Here is a 15,239-nt window from a genome sequence, read left to right as displayed (position 1 = left end):
CATTCGGGTCGAGGCCGCGCGGCGCGGCCGTCGGCACCGGGTCGCGGCGCGGGCAGCGGATCGCTGGACCAGGTAGGCGTTGCCGACACCACGCAGAACCGGCCAAGGGGCGCAGACCGCGTCGCGGCACCCGCATCGTCAGCGCAGCCGCGGCCCAACGAACTCTGCGGGCTAGTCGACCAGCTGCGGCCACTCCACCGGCCGGCCGAACAGATAGCCCTGCTGCACCGGGCAGCCGGCCGCGACCAGCCATTGCGACTGCTCCTCGGTCTCGACGCCCTCGGCGACCACGGTCATCGCCAGCGACCGGCCCAGCTCGATGATGGCGCGCACCAGCATCGCCGCTTCCGGATCGCGCTCGACCCGGGCGACCAGTTCGCCGACGAGCTTGAGCTCGCGCACCTGCATGGAACGCAGCAGCGCCAGCGAGCTGTGGCCGCTGAGCAGGTCGTCGAGCGACACGCCGATGCCCAGGGCCGCCAGCTCGCAGGCGATGCGCGCCGCGCGGTCGGGATCCCGCAAGGCCAGCGACTCGGTGATCTCGACCAGGAAACGGCAGTCGCCATCCGACCCGGCCAGCGGCCGCATGTCGTCGATGAACGAGGGACGCTCGAAGTGGCGTGCCGAGACGTTCAGCGAGATCGGCAACCGGACGCCGTGTCCGGCCAGCGCCTGGGCATCGCGACGGACGCAGGCGATGGCGCGGCGGCCCAGCTCGATCTCCAGCGACGCCGCCTCGGCGACGTCGAGGAAATGGCCGGGGGCCAGCACGCCCCGCTGCGGATGCCGCCAGCGCAGCAGGGCCTCCAGACGCACGGTCCGGCCGCTGGGGGCGTCGACGATGCGCTGGTACACCAGGAAGAACTGGCCGCCCTCCAGGCCCTCGCGGATGCCGCGCTCGACCTCGAGCTGGTCCACCGTCCAGCCCGGGGAACCGCGATCGACCAGCCACTGCGAGCCGCCCGTCCGCTTGACCTCGGCAAGCGCCCGCTCCGCGCGCGGCAGCAGGCTGCGCAACCCGGACATCCGGCCCGGCACCGAGGCCGCGCCGACGCTGGCGCGCAGCACCATCCCGCGATGCCGGACCGCACCGTCGGCGAACAGGGCGCAGGCCCGACGGGCCAGGGTCTCGACGTCGTCCGGTCCGGAGCCGGAAACCGCCTGCAGCAACGCGAACTGGTCGCCATCCCAACGGAACAGGCCGCCCGGGGCCGGGAACTCGCCGGCCAGGGCCTGGGCCGCATGGCGCAGCGCGAGATCGCCCTCGGCCTCGCCCAGGGCCTCGTTGATCCGGCGGAAGCCGTCGATGGCGACCAGCACCAGCGCCAGTTCCCGCCCTGGTGCGGTGTCGGCGGCGGACGCCAGACCGACCAGGCGCGACCACAGTTGCCGACGGGCCGGGAAACCCGACACCGGATCGTGGTCGCGCAACCATTCGGCGGCCGCCTGGCCCTCGCCGGCAGAGGCGTTTCCAAGCATGAGCAGGAAACCCGGGCGACCATCGAAATCGGCAGCCGACACCGACGCGACCCGCCCCTTGTCGACCCCGTCCCCGGCCCGACCGGACAGTCTCCGGCTGTGTGCGACGCCCGAGCGACGGACTGCCGCGACCAGGTCCAGTACCGCGCCGACGTCGTCCGGACCGGCGGTCCGGATGCCGGAACCCTCGTTGCCGGCCAGCGCCGCCACCAGCGGATCGCCCGGGTCGCTGGCGAACAGCACGGCGCCCCGCGGGTCCAGTGCGACGACGGTCTGCACCCGGTCGGCCAGGGCCTCATCGAGCTCGGCGCGCGTGTCCGCCAGCCGGCGGCGATCGAAGGGAATGCGGAACATCAGCAGGACCAGGAAGGCGACCAGCACGGCACCGCTTGCCGGCGCCAGGCCCAGGTTGACCGCCAGCAGCGAACGCCCCAGCCAGGCGAGCGCCAGGGGCAGCAGCGCGAGCAGCGGCAGGGCCGGTACCAGCACGCGCCAGGGCAAGGCCACTGCAAGCGCGGTGAGCGGCAGCGCGACCAGGGTCGCCGCCAGGATCGCGGCGCCGGTGCCGGGCAGCCGGCTGTCCCTGCCGCCAAGCAGGCCGGCGGTGGCGGCGGCGGTCAGTTCGGCACCGGCCAGGGTGCTGCGACCGGCCCCGGGGCCGGCCACCAGGAAGCTCTGCCCAAGACCCCGCGCGGTGACCCCGATGACGGCAGGACGGCCTGCGAACGCGCTGCCCGGCACCCGCCCTTCCAGCACGTCGCTGGCCGACCACAGGTCGACCTGTGCCAGTTCGGCGCCGAGCGAGAGCACCACCGTATCGCTCCGCAGCCAGGTCGGGTCCCCGCCCTGCGACCGCACCGGGGGCGCCTCCGGCTCGGCGACGGCCCGGGCGGACGCAGGATCCGCCAGGGCGAACGCCATTGCCGGCAGGGCAAGGCCGTCGCGGACAACGCGGCGGTGCAGCCATCGCACCACGCCGTCGTCGCCGAGCTCGACGTCCGAATGGACCAGGCGGGCATTGGGCCAGAGGCGGCCGATGCGCCCGGCCATCGTCGTGGCGTCGGCATCCGCGGTGGCCGGCACCGGCAACAGGACCGGGCCGCTGCGCAGCATCGCCGCGGCCAAGGCCTCGTCGCCTGCCGCATTGCCGTCGTCGCGCTCGGACAACAGCAGGTCGATCGCGATCGGCCGGGCGCCCGCGCGCGCGACCGCTTCCAGCAGCGCCGCGACCCGCGCCCTGGGCCAGGGCCATCGGCCGTGCCGGGCAAGGCTTGCGTCGTCGATCGCCACCAGGACCACCGGTGCGGGGTCGGTGGCGGCCGCCGGCCGCCCGGCATGATCGAGCACCGCCCAGTCCAGTCCGGCGGTCAGCCCGGACCAGGACAGCACCACGGCCGCACACAGGGCCGCCGCCAGGGCCGTGAGCCGCCTGGGCATGCGGGCCGCCTGGCGCCGCGCGTTCATCGGCCCGGCGCTAGAGCAGCAGGAGCAGGAGGAAGCCGGCCGGCCCCAGCAGCCATTTCGGCGGCAACCTGGGCACCTCGAACTGCTGCGCCGTACCCCACGGCTCCTGGCTGTTGGTCGCCGTGATGCGCGCAACCCGGACGTGGTAGGTCCCGTGCCGGGGCCTGGCCATGGTGTAGCCGGGCTGGTCCACCACCTCGTCAACCAGGAGCGGATCGAACTGCGCGTTCCTGGCCAGTTGCAGGCGGTAGCGCATCTGCGTCCCGCTGTCCGACCAGGCCAGGCTGAGGCTGCGCGTCTGCAGCGCGGGCGGCGACACGCCGGGGCCGGGCGGAACGGCCTCCAGCGCCTGCCAGTCGCCGAACGGCCCGACCCTGCCGGAGGCGGCGACCGAGCGGACCCGCCACAGGTGGCGGCCGGTACCGAGCGGCGCGCGCCAGGTCAGCTCGATCGCCGGACCGTCCACGGCGACATCGGTCCATTCGGCCAGCGCTTCGGGCGCGCCGTCGCCGGCGCGCGCCAGTTCGAACCGGTAGCCGATCGCGTCCGCCTGACTGGTCCATCGGAATTGCACCGGGCGCCCGGTCGCCACCACGGTTCCTGCGACCGGCGCGGTCAGGAACGGCGGCTCGGGCCGCGCGTGGACCACCAGGCGGCTGCCGCCATCCAGGCCCTCCAGGCCATCGGCATCGATCGCGCGGACGCGCAGCCAGTACTCGCCGTCGGGAAGATCAGGCAGGACCAGCTCGGTATCGCTGCCGGCAAAGCCGGCGACCACGGCATGGTGTTCGGGGTCCAGCGCCACGTCGCCGCTGTAGGCGACCGCGCCCTCGACCGGGTGCAGCCGCAGGACCAGCGGCAAGCGCTGCAGCGGCTCGCCATCGGCCGCCCGCACGGGCGCTGGCAGCAGCGCGACCGCACGCAGCGGCTGGTCGCCTGCGCGGGCGACCACGCCCTGCCCCTGGACGACCTGCAGCCCGCGGTCGGCCGACGGCGTCGCGCTGGCGTGTACGGCACCCTGCAGCACGCCGACCAGGGATACGCCCGCCTCGGCCTGCGAGGCGACGCGGAAGTGCGTGCCCCGCACCGAGGTCGTCGCGTACGGCGCGCGAACCCGCATGTCGTTGCTGCGACCGACGGCGACCGGCTCGACCTGGTGCTCGGAGCGGCCCTCGTCGAGCACGAGGCGGATGCGCAGTTGCGCCTGGTCTCCCAGCATCTCGAGTTCCTGGAGGGCCAGTTCCGACAGCCCGAAGACCTGTGTGCTGGACTCGTCCGGATAACGCAGCAGCACGTAGCCGTCGGCGCCGGTGACCAGGCGGTCGCCGCTGGATAACGTCTGCCCCGCACGCGCCGGCGCGATCGCAGCAACGCCGCCGGCGGCCAGTCCGACTTCGCCAGTCACGGTTTCGAGAACGGCCTGCGCAGGGCTGCGTCTCGTCCACGCCAACGGAACCCGCAATTCCCTGCCGGGCGGTAGCGCGTACGGATCGGCGACCGCGTTGAGTCGCTGCAACGGGCCGACCCACTGCAAACCGGTCAGGTGCCGCTGGCTGATCTTCCACAGCGAATCGCCCGGCATGACCCGGTACGCCCACTCTTCCTCGGCCAGGCTTGGCGACGACAGGCAGGCCAGGGCCAGCGCCAGCAGGGCGGCCCAGGGAGCACGCGGGCCACGGGCGAGCCCCCAGCCCGGCAGCCACCGCGCCGCAACTCGATCGCTCGCCATTCACGGCCTCCCTGGACATGCAAGATGCATGTGTGAATGAGCATAGCGCCGCTTCCTTGCCTTGTGTGACGGCTATCGCGGTCCCGGGACCAGGCCGAGGGGGCGCCCCGGCGGCCGCCGACCGCCGCCCCCCCCCTTGGCGATGACCGGTGGGGCATCCGTGCTAGCGTCACCGCCACCGCGCGACCCGGCACCATGCACGTCGATCCCCTCGCCACCGCCGTCATCCTGCTCGTGCTGGCCTCGGTCATGGCGACCGCCCTGGTCGACGCCGCGCGACGCCAGCCCAGGCCGCTGGCGCCGGCGCTGCGGCAATGGGCGTTCGCGCTGATTGCCGGACCGCTGGGCTGGTGCCTGCTGGAACTGGCCGGAGAGGTCCTGCCGCCGGCCTGGGCGGTGCTGGCCAAGCCGCTGATCATGACCGCCTTCATCGGCCACCTGCATGCGGTGCTCGTGCTGCGCGGCCATATCGCCCCGGCCGCCTGGCAGTACCTGCCGGTGCTGGCGGTGGCGCTGGCCACCCTGGGCTGGTACGTGCTGTCCCCGGAAACACCGATGCGCACCGGCCTGCTCAGCCTGATGTGCGCGCTGGCCGCCGCCGCCACCGCCGTGTCCTGCCTGGGCGACGTGCCGCGCCGGCGCCGCCTCGACGTGCCGATGGGGCTGCTGGCCACCTCCTTCGGCCTGTCGGCGCTGCTGCTGGGCGGCCGCGCCGCCATCCTGCTGCTGGCGCCCGAGAACGCCCGGCAGCGCATCTGGCTGGCCCAGCCGACCAGCCACAGCCTGGTGCTGGGCCTGGCCCTGCTCGGTCCGCTGACGGCGACGCTCGCCTTCGTGCTGGCCGGCACCGAACGGGCGGTGCGGCGCTGGCACCGCCAGGCCACCGTCGACGACCTCACCGGCGCGGCCTCGCGCACCGCCTTCATCGAGGCGGCACAGCGGCGGCTGCGCCGCGCCGCGCCCGGCAAGGCCTGTCTGCTGCTGGTCGACCTGGACGGTTTCAAGTCGATCAACGACCGCCACGGACACGCCACCGGCGACCGCGCCCTGGCTGCCCTGGTCGCCTGCCTCGAACGCTATCTGCGGCCGCGCGACCTGATTGGCCGGCTCGGCGGCGACGAGTTCGCCGTGCTGATCTCAGGGGGCGATGCCGGCGCCGGTCCGGCCATCGCCGAGCGCATCCGCCGCGGGGTGCAGCACGAATGCGCACGCGACGACCTGGCGGACCTCACGGTGTCGATCGGCCTGGCCCGCAACCGCGCCGGCGACGACCTGGACAGCATGCGCGAACGCGCCGACCGCGCCCTGTACCTGGCCAAGGCCGGCGGCCGCAACCGCTCGGTGCAATGCCCCGAGGAGCACGCCGGCGCATCGCTGCAGTCGCGCTGGCCGGACGTCGCCGGTGCAGGCGGGAGCTGAGGCAGCCGCCGTCCGGTGCGGACGCGGACCGCACCGCGCCGCCGCACGGAAGCAGCGGTCAGTCCCGGTTCGCCAGCCAGACCAAGGTCGCCTGGCGACCGCTGTTCGCGCCATCGCGGCGGAAGGAATGGAAGCGGGCCGGATCCGCGTAGGTGCACAGCCCGCCGCCGTGGACGCCGGTCACGCCGGCGGTCGCCAGCCGGCGCCGCGCGAGGCCATACAGGTCGCAGGTCCAGTGCCCGGGACGGGTCGCCTGGAACGCCGTTGCGGCACCCTCATCCACCGCCAGGAAGGCGTCGCGCACCGTGGCGTCGACTTCGTAGTTGCGGGCGCCGATCGCCGCTCCCAACCAGGCCACCAGGCCTGCCGGGTCGCAGGCCATCGCCGCGACGGTGTTCTCCAGCACGCCGGCCGCCAGGCCGCGCCAGCCGGCGTGGGCGGCGCCCACCACGGTGCCGGCGCGGTCGGCCAGCAGGACCGGAAGGCAGTCGGCGGTCAGCACCGCAAGCACCACGCCGGGTTCGCGGCTGACCGCGGCATCGGCGACCGGCTCCTCGCGCGGTCCGGCGCCACGCTGCGCCGGCGCCTGCGCAACGTGGACCTGGCTGCCATGCACCTGCTGCAGCCAGACCGGCGTCGACGGCAGCCGAAGCGCATCGGCCAGCAGCGCCCGGTTGGCCGCCACGTCCTCACCGAGATCGCCGCAGCGGCTGCCCAGGTTGCAGGGACCGAACGGCGCGGCCGAGCGTCCCGGGCTGCAGCGCAGGGTCGCGACGGCCTGCACCGGCGCCGGCACCGGCCAGTCGGGCAACAGCCAGTCGTCGCGCTCAGCCATCGCGGAGCGCCGCGAGCAGCGCCTGCAGATCGGCCGGCGGCGGCGCCTCGACCTGGACTTCCTCGCCACTGGCGGGACTGGTGAAACGCAGGCGCCAGGCATGCAGCGCCTGGCGCCGGAAGCCGCGCAAGGCGGCGCGCAGCGCCTCGCTGGCGCCGCGTGGCAGCTTCAGGCCCCCGCCGTACAACGGATCGCCAACGATCGGCAGGCCGATGTGCGCCAGGTGCACGCGGATCTGGTGGGTCCGGCCGGTCTCCAGGGCGAGTTCGAGCAGGGTGTGGTGAGCCAGCCGCTCGCGCACCCGGTAGTGGGTGCGGGCCGGCCGGCCGTCGTCGCGCACGGCCTTGCGCAGCCGGTCGCGCGGGTGCCTGCCGATCGGCGCATCGATGCTGTCGCCGGCGATCACCACGCCGGTGACCACGGCCAGGTAGTCGCGGTGGATGTCGCGGCGCTGCAGGGCGGCGACCAGGGCGGTGTGCGCGGTCGGCGTGCGCGCCACCAGCAAGCACCCGGAAGTGTCCTTGTCCAGGCGATGCACGAGCCCGGCCCGGGGCAGCGCGGCCAGTGCCGGATCGAGGTGCAGCAGGGCGTTCACCAGCGTCCCCGACGGCTGCCCTGCCCCTGGATGGACGGTGAGCCCGGGCGGCTTGTCCAGGACGATGCAGGCGGCGTCCTCGTGCAGCACCGACAGCGCGATGTCCTCGGCCCGGTCGTGGCCGACCGGTTCGAGCAACGCGTCCAGTTCGAGCAGCTCGCCGCCCGCAAGGCGCAGCCCCGGCTTGCCCGGCAGGCCGTCGACCCGCAGGGCGCCCTCCCTGATCCAGCCGCCGAGCCGGCTGCGCGAGTGCCCCGGAAACAGTTCGACCGCGACCTGGTCGAGCCTGCGGCCGGCATCGGCATCGGCGACCGTCGCCCGACCCTGCACGCGCCCGCCCGGCGCATCGGCGCCAGGCTGAACGGGGCCGGGCACCGGACCCGGGGCTCTGGGGGTTTCCGCTATCATCGCCGCTCCACTTGCCCGATGGGATACGTGCGCATGATGCGTTGCCTGCGCCTGCTGCCGCTACTGTTCTTGCTGCTTGCCGTCGCCGCCTGCGGGCGCGGCTCCCGTGGCGATCGCGCCGATACGCTGCCGGTCGACGAGCTGTACGAACTCGCGCAGCAGTCCCTCCAGCGCGGCAACAACGACCGCGCGGCGCGCTACTACCAGCGCCTGATCGCCCGCTTCCCGTTCGGCCTGTACACCGAGCAGGCGCAGCTCGAGCTGGCGTTCGCGCAGTACCGCGGCGGCAAGCCGGACGAGGCGATCTCGACCGTCGACCGCTTCCTGAAGACCTACCCGACCCACGCCAAGGCCGACTACGCCCAGTACCTGCGCGGCGTGGTCAACTTCGACCGCGACGTCGGCTTCGTCGATCGTTTCGTCAATGTCGACGCCAGCGCCCGCGACCAGGGCTCCACCCGGCAGTCCTACATCGATTTCTCGCGCCTGCTGCGCGATTTCCCGGACAGCGGCTATGCCGACGACGCCCACCAGCGCCTGATCTACCTGCGCAATCGCATGGCCTTGCACGAGGTGAACATCGCCCGCTACTACCTGCGGCGCGGCGCACCGGTGGCCGCCATCAACCGGGCCAAGTACGTGCTTGAGAACTACGAGCAGGCGCCTGAGACCGGCGACGCCCTGGCGGTGATGGTCGAGGCCTACCAGCGCCTGGGCGAGCAGGAGCTGGCCGACGACACCCGGCGCGTGCTGCAGGCCAATCACCCGGACCATCCCTACCTGGACGGCCGCCGGATCGACCGCGGCAAGCCGGTCTGGCGCCGCCTGGTGCCGTTCGGCTGAAGCGTCCCGCACGCCGCGCGGGACATCCGCGGCCGGTCCCAGGGCCGGCCGCGCGCACGATTCGGGAATGCGACCTCGCCTGGATTCCTGATGGGCCCGCTGCTGCGGCCACCGATCTTCCCGACGGCCTGGCTCCGAGACCTCAGGAGGTTTCCAGGCCAGCAGGCTGTCGAAAAACAGCCTGCTGGCGGCGGCCATGGATGGCCGCTCGGCGAAGCAAGTGCGTAAGCAGTTGATTCGACGGGAGCGCGTCCGGACCTGCGCCGGACGGGCGACTTGAAAAACGACCAGGAAGGTCGTTTTTCAACAAGTCTAGGGCGCCGCGAGCTGCGCCTGCAGCGCCGGCCAGACCGTTTCCAGCAACAGCGGCTGGGCGTCTGCGGTCGGGTGCAGGCCATCGTCCTGCATGAGTCCGGGCGCCAGCGCCACGTCTTCCAGCAGGAACGGCACCAGGCCGGTGCCATGGCGCTGCGCCAGCTCGGCATAGACCTCACGCAGGGCGCCCCGGTAGCGCGGACCGTAGTTGATGGGCAGCTCGATGCCGACCAGCAGCACCGCGGCGCCGGCCGCCTGGGCAAGTTCGATCATCGCCGCCAGGTTGTCGCTGATCTGGGCGATCGGCAGGCCGCGCAGGCCGTCGTTGGCGCCCAGTTCCAGCACCAGCAGGCCTGGCGTGTGATCGGCCAGCAGTCCGGGCAGGCGCGCCAGGCCGCCGGCGGTGGTCTCGCCACTGATCGAGGCATTCACGACCCGGCCACGGCCGCTGTCGGACAAACGCCGGTCCAGCAGGGCCACCCAGCCGGCTTCGACCGGGATCGCGTGGGCGGCGCTGAGCGAATCGCCCAGGACCAGGACCACCGGCACGTCCGCCCGGGCGGGGTGCGGTGCCAAGATGGCGAGGACGACGACAACGATGAAGCTACGGAGTTGGGACATGGCGGATGCTGATGTGGGTGGTGGCAAGCCGATCCTGGTCGCCCAGGGACTGGGCAAGCACGTGGACGGCCCGGATGGCGGGCTCACCATACTCGACGGGGTCGACCTGACGCTGAACGCCGGCGCCAGCCTGGCGATCGTCGGTCGCTCCGGCTCCGGCAAGACCACCCTGCTCAGCCTGCTCGCCGGCCTGGACGTGCCCAGCACCGGCCGCGTGCTGCTCGACGGCGCCGACCTGTCGGCGCTCGGCGAGGAGGCGCGCGCCGCGCTGCGCCGCCGGCGCGTCGGCTTCGTGTTCCAGTCCTTCCAGCTGATCCCGACCCTGGACGCCTACGAGAACGTGCTGATCGCCGCCGAGCTGGCCGGCATCGCCGACGCCCGCGAACGCAGCCGCCAGGTGCTGGAGACGGTCGGCCTGGGCCGCCGACTGCACCACCTGCCGCGGCAACTGTCCGGCGGCGAGCAGCAGCGCGTCGCCCTGGCGCGCGCCTTCGTGCACGCCCCGCCCCTGCTGTTCGCCGACGAGCCAACCGGCAACCTGGACGGCGACAGCGCCCGGATCGTCACCGACCTGCTGTTCGACCTGCGCCGACGCGCCGGCACCACCCTGGTGCTGGTCACCCACGATCTCGACCTGGCGGCGCGCTGCGAGCAGCGCCTGGCCCTGGTCGAAGGGCGCGTGGCCGCCGCCGGCACGCCGGCATGAACCTGCCCCGCGTGGTGCTGCGCGGCCTGCGCGCCCAGGTCCGGCAGTCCGAGACCCGCCTGTTCCTGGTGGCGCTGGGGTTCGCGATCGCCGCGCTGACCACCGTGCAGCTGGGCGCCCAGCGCACGCTCGACCTGCTGCTGGCCAAGGCCGCCGAGATCAACGGCGGCGACCTCAGCATCGCCTCGCGCAGCGAGCTGCCGCCGGGCTTCGTCGACGGCGCCACCGAGCGCGGGCTGAGCTCGGCGCTGACCCTCGCTTTTCCCAGCATGCTGTTCGCCGGCGAGGCCCAGCAGCTGGCCGACGTCAAGGCGGTGTCGGCCGGCTACCCGGTGCGCGGCGAGCTGCGCTTGCGCGACCCCGGCGCCGAAGCCGATCGCATGGGCGCGCCGCCAGGTGCCGGCCAGGCCTATGCCGACCGCCGCCTGCTGCTGGCGCTGGGCATCGAGCCCGGCGCCAGGATCGAACTGGGCACGCTGGAACTCGAGATCGCCGCCGAGCTGGTCGAGGACCCCGACGGCAGCCAGCTGTTCGCCCAGGCACCGCGCCTTCTGGTCGGCATCGACGATGCCCGCGCCGCCGGCCTGCTGGGCCCGGGCAGCCGGCCGTCCTGGCGCCTGCTGCTGGCCGGACGCGCCGACGCGGTGCGCGCCTACACCGACTGGCTGCGCCCGCAACTGGTGCCCGGCCAGCGCCTGAGCCGCATCGAGGATGCCGCCGAGAACCTGCGCAGCGCCTACGACCGCGGCCGCAGCTTCATCGACCTGGCCGTGCTGCTGACCCTGGCGCTGTGCGCCCTGGCGATGTGGCTGGCGCTGGCGCGCATGGCCGAGCGCGAGGCCGACAGCTCGGCCCTGCTGCGCTGCCTGGGCGCCAGCCGCGCCGAGGTCTTGTTGCTTCCACTCGGCCAGGTGCTGCTGCTGGCCCTGCCCGCCGCCCTCGCCGGCTTCGCCCTGGGCCTGGTCGCCGAGGGCCAGGTCAACCGCGTGCTGCAGGCCCGCTTCGCCCTCGAGGCGCCGCCGGTCGACCTGGCGGCGGCCCTGCCCACCCTGATGGTGCTGGTAGGACTGCTGCTGGCCTGCGTGCTGCCGCCGCTGTTCGGCCTGCTGCGGGTGCCGCCGCTGCGCGCGCTGCAGGCCTCGGCGGCGCGGCCAGGGCTGCCGGTGCGCTGGCTGTTCCTGCCCCTGCTCGGCCTGCCGGTAGCCGGCCTGATGATGGGCGGCAACCGCACCCTGGTGCTGGTCCTGCTGCTCGGCCTGGCCGGCGCCGCCGCCGTCTGCGGCCTGCTGGTCTGGCTGGTCCTGCGCCTGCTCGCCCGGCTGGCGCGCACGCGCGCCGGCCTGACCCGGCTTGCCCTGCTGCGGCTGGTGCGCAAGCCCCTGCTGGTACTGCTGCAGGGCGCCGCGCTGACCATCGCGCTGACCGCCCTGCTGCTGTCCTCGCGGGTCGCCCCCGACCTGCTCGGCCAGTGGCAGCGCACCCTGCCCGCGGACACGCCGAACTGGTTCGTGCTCAACATCCAGCCCGACCAGCGCGCCGCCTTCGACGCCGAGCTCGAGCGCATCGGCGCTCGCACGGTCACGGTGTCGCCGGTGGCGATCGGCCGACTGCTCACCATCAACGACCGGCCCGCCAGCGAGCACCCGGTCGCCGACCCGGGCATGGCGCGCTGGCGCGATGGCCCGCTCAACCTGAGCTGGAGCGCCCAGATGCCCGGCGGCAATTCCCTGGCGGAGGGCGCCTGGTGGGACGCCGCGACGCCCGGCAACGGCGTCTCCCTGGAACAGCGCTTCGCCAGCCGGCTGGGCGTCGGCCTGGGCGACCGCCTGGGCCTGCGCATCGGCGAGCAGGAGGTCGAGGTGACCGTCGCCAACCTGCGCGCCACCGACTGGGATTCCTTCCGCGTCAACTTCTTCATGGTCCTGGAGCCGGCCGCCGCCGAGCGCGTGCCGCATGGCCTGATCGCCAGCTTCAACCTGCCGCCCGAGCGCGCCGACGGCATCCGCAGCCTGGTCCGCAGCTTCCCCAACCTGTCGCCCGTCGATGTCGGCGCCATCCTCGACCGCATCCGCGACCTGGTCGGCGAACTGTCCGCGGCGGCCCGCGCCCTGCTGGCGCTGGCCCTGTTCGCCGCCGCCCTGGTGCTGCTGGCGGCGCTCGCCTACGCGCAGGCCGAACGCCGCCGCGAAGCCGCCCTGCTGCGCGCCCTGGGCATCTCGCGCGGCGAACTGGCCCGCCTGATGACGCTGGAATGGCTGGTCTTGGGCCTGGTCGCCGCCGTGGTGGCCTCCTGCCTGGCGGCAGGCACCGGCTGGCTGCTGGCCCGCCAGGTGTTCCAGTTCGCCTACGCACCCGGCCTGTCGCTGCCCGTGCTCGCCGCCCTGGTGGCGCTGGCCGTCTGCGCCCTCGCCGCCTGGGCCGCAGCCCGCACCGCCACCCGCACCCCGCCCGCCGAAAGCCTGCGGGCGTGAGGGGTCAGAGTCACTTTCCGCCCCAAGACCTTGGGGCCTGGCGCGGATTGCAGCGCGGAAAGTGACTCTGACCCCGGTGTTCCCGTCGCCGCGAACCCGCAGGCAGCGGCGTACCTCGCCAAACCACCGAAGCCTCGACTGCGCCGCAGCCGCATGGCTGACGCCCGCTAACACCCCGCCCTGGTCCCGATAACCCAGAGCACCCGCGATCCGGGGTTGAAGGGCGTTGAGGATCGCCGCTCCCAACCCACGCCATCCTCAGCGAAGTGCCTGATCGCGCGCCGTAAAGTTCCCATTGACCCGCCCGCCACAAAGCTGAACAATCACCCCTTAACCCCCCGACCCGGGGCAGAAATGGCGTTATACGGCAAGGGCATGCCATGAGTGAGCAAAGTTCAGAAAAGCAGAAGCAACTCGCTGTGCGTATCGCTTCAACAGCAAACGCCGCCGAGAAGGAAGCGATACGTATTTGGATTGAGCGGCTCTTGGAAATCAAGGCATCCAACCTTCCTGCCATCCAAAAAGCCAAACAAGCCATCACCCTAACGGCAAGCAGCAGCGTTGTTGTTCCGACGGTTAAGATCATTGCTCGCGAAACAAAGCGCCTCACTTGGGATGACCGCGGATTGAATGGCAGGCTGGGTCTTGGCGGCGCCGCGATTGGGCTTGCCTTGTTTGGGGGGCAAGGGGCTGGTATAGCTGCGCTTGGTACTGCAATCGGTGTTCCACTTTGGGTCGTATTCGGTGCAGGTGCCGCGTTTCTAGGTGTACTGTACGAGGAAATCACAGGCAGAAAGTCAGCGGAAAAAACCAGATACCGGGTCATCGACGCAGAGCGTGAGCCAGGCGAGTGATGCCGTATAACTCCTCGTCCAAGCGGACGCGCAATAAGCCGCGCGCCGCTTAACTCAGGCGTTATGCGTCACAGGAGGACTGATGGCTCTCCCTATTAGTGACGACGGGCAGCGAGAGGGTCCCGGCGTCGTAGCAAGTCTGCTCGAAACCTCAGAGGGCAGGCTAAGCCTGGTGATGGACGATGTTCAATACCAACTGGGGGTCGACGCCGCATCGTGGAGGACGGACGGGTTTTTTACGGCGTGCGAGTACTCGAAGGTGGATCTGGTTGCGGGCACGCTAAGCGCGGAGGAGTTCGCTCAGATCGGCGAGAACATCGTCCTCCGTCTCTTGGCACTCAAGTCCGCTCGTCGGCGCACTGGCTATCGTGACGCATAACCATGTGTTCAAGCCGAACGCCGAGGAAGTTGCTCGTATCATCCACACACAGTCGCGCGGCGGTGGCTTAACACGACGTGAGACCGCTGCAACAGCCATCTTGCGCGCCTGACAGTTTGTATATACACTCCGCCGATGGAGTTCACTTGGTCTGAGCGTAAGCGCTCACTCAACCTCAAACAGCATGGGCTCGACTTTGTTGATGCCCCCGCTGTCTTCGGTGGCTTGACCTTCACCTTTGAGGATGACCGGCTCTCCTACAAAGAGCAGCGATTTGTCACCTTAGGGTTACTCGCTGGTGTTCCCGTCTCAATCGTCCATACGGAGACCGCCCATGAAATCCGCATCATCTCGTTCCGCCAAGCGACCCGCCGTGAAGCGCAAATCTTCTTCGCCGCAGTCAAAGACTGACTGGGCCCGGCTCAAGTCCAAAACAGCAGCGTCAGTTGCCCCCGAACATCCGGAGGCTAACATCCGTAACATCATGCGCGGCGTCGTTCGCCGCGGCCTCAAGCCGCAGCCGCCCAAGACGGCTATTTCTCTGCGCGTTGAGCAAGACGTTCTTGAGTGGTTCAAGGCTCAGGGTCCTGGATATCAGACACGTATCAATGCGGTGCTTCGTGCTTTCCGCGATGCATCGGTCTAACGACAAAGGATAGGTCTCGCGCAGCCGCGATCTGATCCGGTTGTTGAACAAGCCCGGTCAGGCTTGCCGATACGTTTTTAAGGGAAACGGCATTCGCGTGCCGAGGGGCGGTGTCGCGTTGGCGCTGTGCACGTGGGGTGCGTGGTGCGGAGGGGGGCGTGGCGAGGTTGCCCGGCCGGTTTTCACGGCCGCGAGGGGGGCACAAGGCCGTTTCGGTCGCCGCCTGCCCGTCGAGGCGCGCGGCCCTGACCTTCGGTGCGCCACGTCGTGTTCGCGCTCACATGGCGGTGCACCGGTGGTCGTACTGCTGGGTTCGTCGCCGGTGCGCCTGGATCGGCGTCAGGCGGGTGGCGACGATGCGCATGGGTGCGTAACCAATCGTTCAAGCGCTCATTCAGTCCGCATCCCGGATGTTGCTGAGCTTGTAACATGCAGGGCACGGCGCAGATGCCGTTTGAATCCGGGGTCAGGCGCC

The 15,239-nt window shown here is 71.8% G+C and carries 12 protein-coding genes; 7 read left to right on the top strand and 5 right to left on the bottom strand.

The features are described from left to right. Positions 1-171: 171 nt before the first annotated feature. Complete coding sequence (locus KF823_06115) at positions 172-2,916, bottom strand: EAL domain-containing protein (GenBank protein MBX3725477.1); 2,745 nt, start codon at positions 2,914-2,916, stop codon at positions 172-174. A 37-nt stretch (positions 2,917-2,953) separates the two neighbouring features. Continuing rightward, positions 2,954-4,672: a FecR domain-containing protein gene (locus tag KF823_06110; protein ID MBX3725476.1), complete on the bottom strand. Its 1,719-nt coding sequence runs from the start codon at positions 4,670-4,672 to the stop codon at positions 2,954-2,956. A 195-nt stretch (positions 4,673-4,867) separates the two neighbouring features. On the opposite strand from KF823_06110, the gene KF823_06105 reads away from it, so the two are divergent. Continuing rightward, positions 4,868-6,091 carry a GGDEF domain-containing protein gene (locus KF823_06105; GenBank protein ID MBX3725475.1) on the top strand — a complete coding sequence of 408 codons (1,224 nt, stop codon included), beginning with the start codon at positions 4,868-4,870 and terminating at the stop codon, positions 6,089-6,091. 58 nt (positions 6,092-6,149) lie between these two features. Here the strand turns inward: KF823_06105 and pgeF are convergent, their stop codons facing one another. Next, complete coding sequence (gene pgeF, locus KF823_06100) at positions 6,150-6,926, bottom strand: peptidoglycan editing factor PgeF (GenBank protein ID MBX3725474.1); 777 nt, start codon at positions 6,924-6,926, stop codon at positions 6,150-6,152. Further along, entirely contained in the window at positions 6,919-7,929 is a 1,011-nt protein-coding gene (gene rluD / locus KF823_06095) for a 23S rRNA pseudouridine(1911/1915/1917) synthase RluD (protein MBX3725473.1), read from the bottom strand. The genes pgeF and rluD overlap by 8 nt, the downstream gene beginning before the upstream one ends. 18 nt (positions 7,930-7,947) lie before the next feature. Here rluD and KF823_06090 point away from each other — a divergent pair, with 18 nt between their 5' ends. Continuing rightward, on the top strand, positions 7,948-8,772 hold the full coding sequence (locus KF823_06090) for an outer membrane protein assembly factor BamD (protein MBX3725472.1): 825 nt from the start codon (positions 7,948-7,950) through the stop codon (positions 8,770-8,772). A gap of 312 nt (positions 8,773-9,084) precedes the next feature. On the opposite strand, the gene KF823_06085 is transcribed toward KF823_06090, so the two are convergent. After that, positions 9,085-9,708 (bottom strand): arylesterase, encoded by a 624-nt coding sequence (locus tag KF823_06085; GenBank protein MBX3725471.1) that lies wholly within the window; start codon positions 9,706-9,708, stop codon positions 9,085-9,087. On the opposite strand from KF823_06085, the gene KF823_06080 reads away from it, so the two are divergent. The 5 genes from KF823_06080 to KF823_06060 all read left to right on the top strand — a co-directional run bounded on the left by KF823_06080 (position 9,707) and on the right by KF823_06060 (position 14,764). Continuing rightward, entirely contained in the window at positions 9,707-10,414 is a 708-nt protein-coding gene (locus KF823_06080) for an ABC transporter ATP-binding protein (GenBank protein ID MBX3725470.1), read from the top strand. The genes KF823_06085 and KF823_06080 overlap by 2 nt on opposite strands. Continuing rightward, positions 10,411-12,885, top strand: a complete 2,475-nt coding sequence (locus KF823_06075) for an FtsX-like permease family protein (protein ID MBX3725469.1) — start codon at positions 10,411-10,413, stop codon at positions 12,883-12,885. Before KF823_06080 ends, KF823_06075 begins: the two co-directional genes overlap by 4 nt. Positions 12,886-13,265: 380 nt before the next feature. Continuing rightward, the gene (locus KF823_06070; protein ID MBX3725468.1) at positions 13,266-13,739 is read left to right on the top strand and encodes a hypothetical protein; all 474 of its coding nucleotides are present in this window, start codon (positions 13,266-13,268) and stop codon (positions 13,737-13,739) included. 514 nt (positions 13,740-14,253) lie between these two features. Then, positions 14,254-14,529: a BrnT family toxin gene (locus KF823_06065; protein ID MBX3725467.1), complete on the top strand. Its 276-nt coding sequence runs from the start codon at positions 14,254-14,256 to the stop codon at positions 14,527-14,529. Continuing rightward, positions 14,453-14,764 carry a BrnA antitoxin family protein gene (locus tag KF823_06060; GenBank protein ID MBX3725466.1) on the top strand — a complete coding sequence of 104 codons (312 nt, stop codon included), beginning with the start codon at positions 14,453-14,455 and terminating at the stop codon, positions 14,762-14,764. Before KF823_06065 ends, KF823_06060 begins: the two co-directional genes overlap by 77 nt. The last annotated feature ends 475 nt before the right edge of the window (positions 14,765-15,239 follow it).

The organism is Lysobacterales bacterium, from assembly GCA_019634735.1.
In the GTDB taxonomy this organism is placed as follows: Bacteria; Pseudomonadota; Gammaproteobacteria; order Xanthomonadales; family UBA2363; genus Pseudofulvimonas.
Note: the sequence above shows the minus strand (reverse complement) of the source record. Positions and strands in the feature narration are given on the sequence as shown.

Excerpts from the sequence above, each read along its gene's own strand:
- KF823_06080 (MBX3725470.1), top strand. The coding sequence starts at position 9,707 with ATGGCGGATGCTGATGTGGGTGGTGGCAAGCCGATCCTGGTCGCCCAG.
- KF823_06075 (MBX3725469.1), top strand. The coding sequence starts at position 10,411 with ATGAACCTGCCCCGCGTGGTGCTGCGCGGCCTGCGCGCCCAGGTCCGG.
- KF823_06060 (MBX3725466.1), top strand. The coding sequence starts at position 14,453 with ATGAAATCCGCATCATCTCGTTCCGCCAAGCGACCCGCCGTGAAGCGC.
- KF823_06115 (MBX3725477.1), bottom strand. The coding sequence starts at position 2,916 with ATGCCCAGGCGGCTCACGGCCCTGGCGGCGGCCCTGTGTGCGGCCGTG.
- KF823_06070 (MBX3725468.1), top strand. The coding sequence starts at position 13,266 with ATGAGTGAGCAAAGTTCAGAAAAGCAGAAGCAACTCGCTGTGCGTATC.
- KF823_06085 (MBX3725471.1), bottom strand. The coding sequence starts at position 9,708 with ATGTCCCAACTCCGTAGCTTCATCGTTGTCGTCGTCCTCGCCATCTTG.
- KF823_06090 (MBX3725472.1), top strand. The coding sequence starts at position 7,948 with ATGGGATACGTGCGCATGATGCGTTGCCTGCGCCTGCTGCCGCTACTG.
- rluD (MBX3725473.1), bottom strand. The coding sequence starts at position 7,929 with ATGATAGCGGAAACCCCCAGAGCCCCGGGTCCGGTGCCCGGCCCCGTT.
- KF823_06105 (MBX3725475.1), top strand. The coding sequence starts at position 4,868 with ATGCACGTCGATCCCCTCGCCACCGCCGTCATCCTGCTCGTGCTGGCC.
- KF823_06065 (MBX3725467.1), top strand. The coding sequence starts at position 14,254 with ATGGAGTTCACTTGGTCTGAGCGTAAGCGCTCACTCAACCTCAAACAG.
- pgeF (MBX3725474.1), bottom strand. The coding sequence starts at position 6,926 with ATGGCTGAGCGCGACGACTGGCTGTTGCCCGACTGGCCGGTGCCGGCG.
- KF823_06110 (MBX3725476.1), bottom strand. The coding sequence starts at position 4,672 with ATGGCGAGCGATCGAGTTGCGGCGCGGTGGCTGCCGGGCTGGGGGCTC.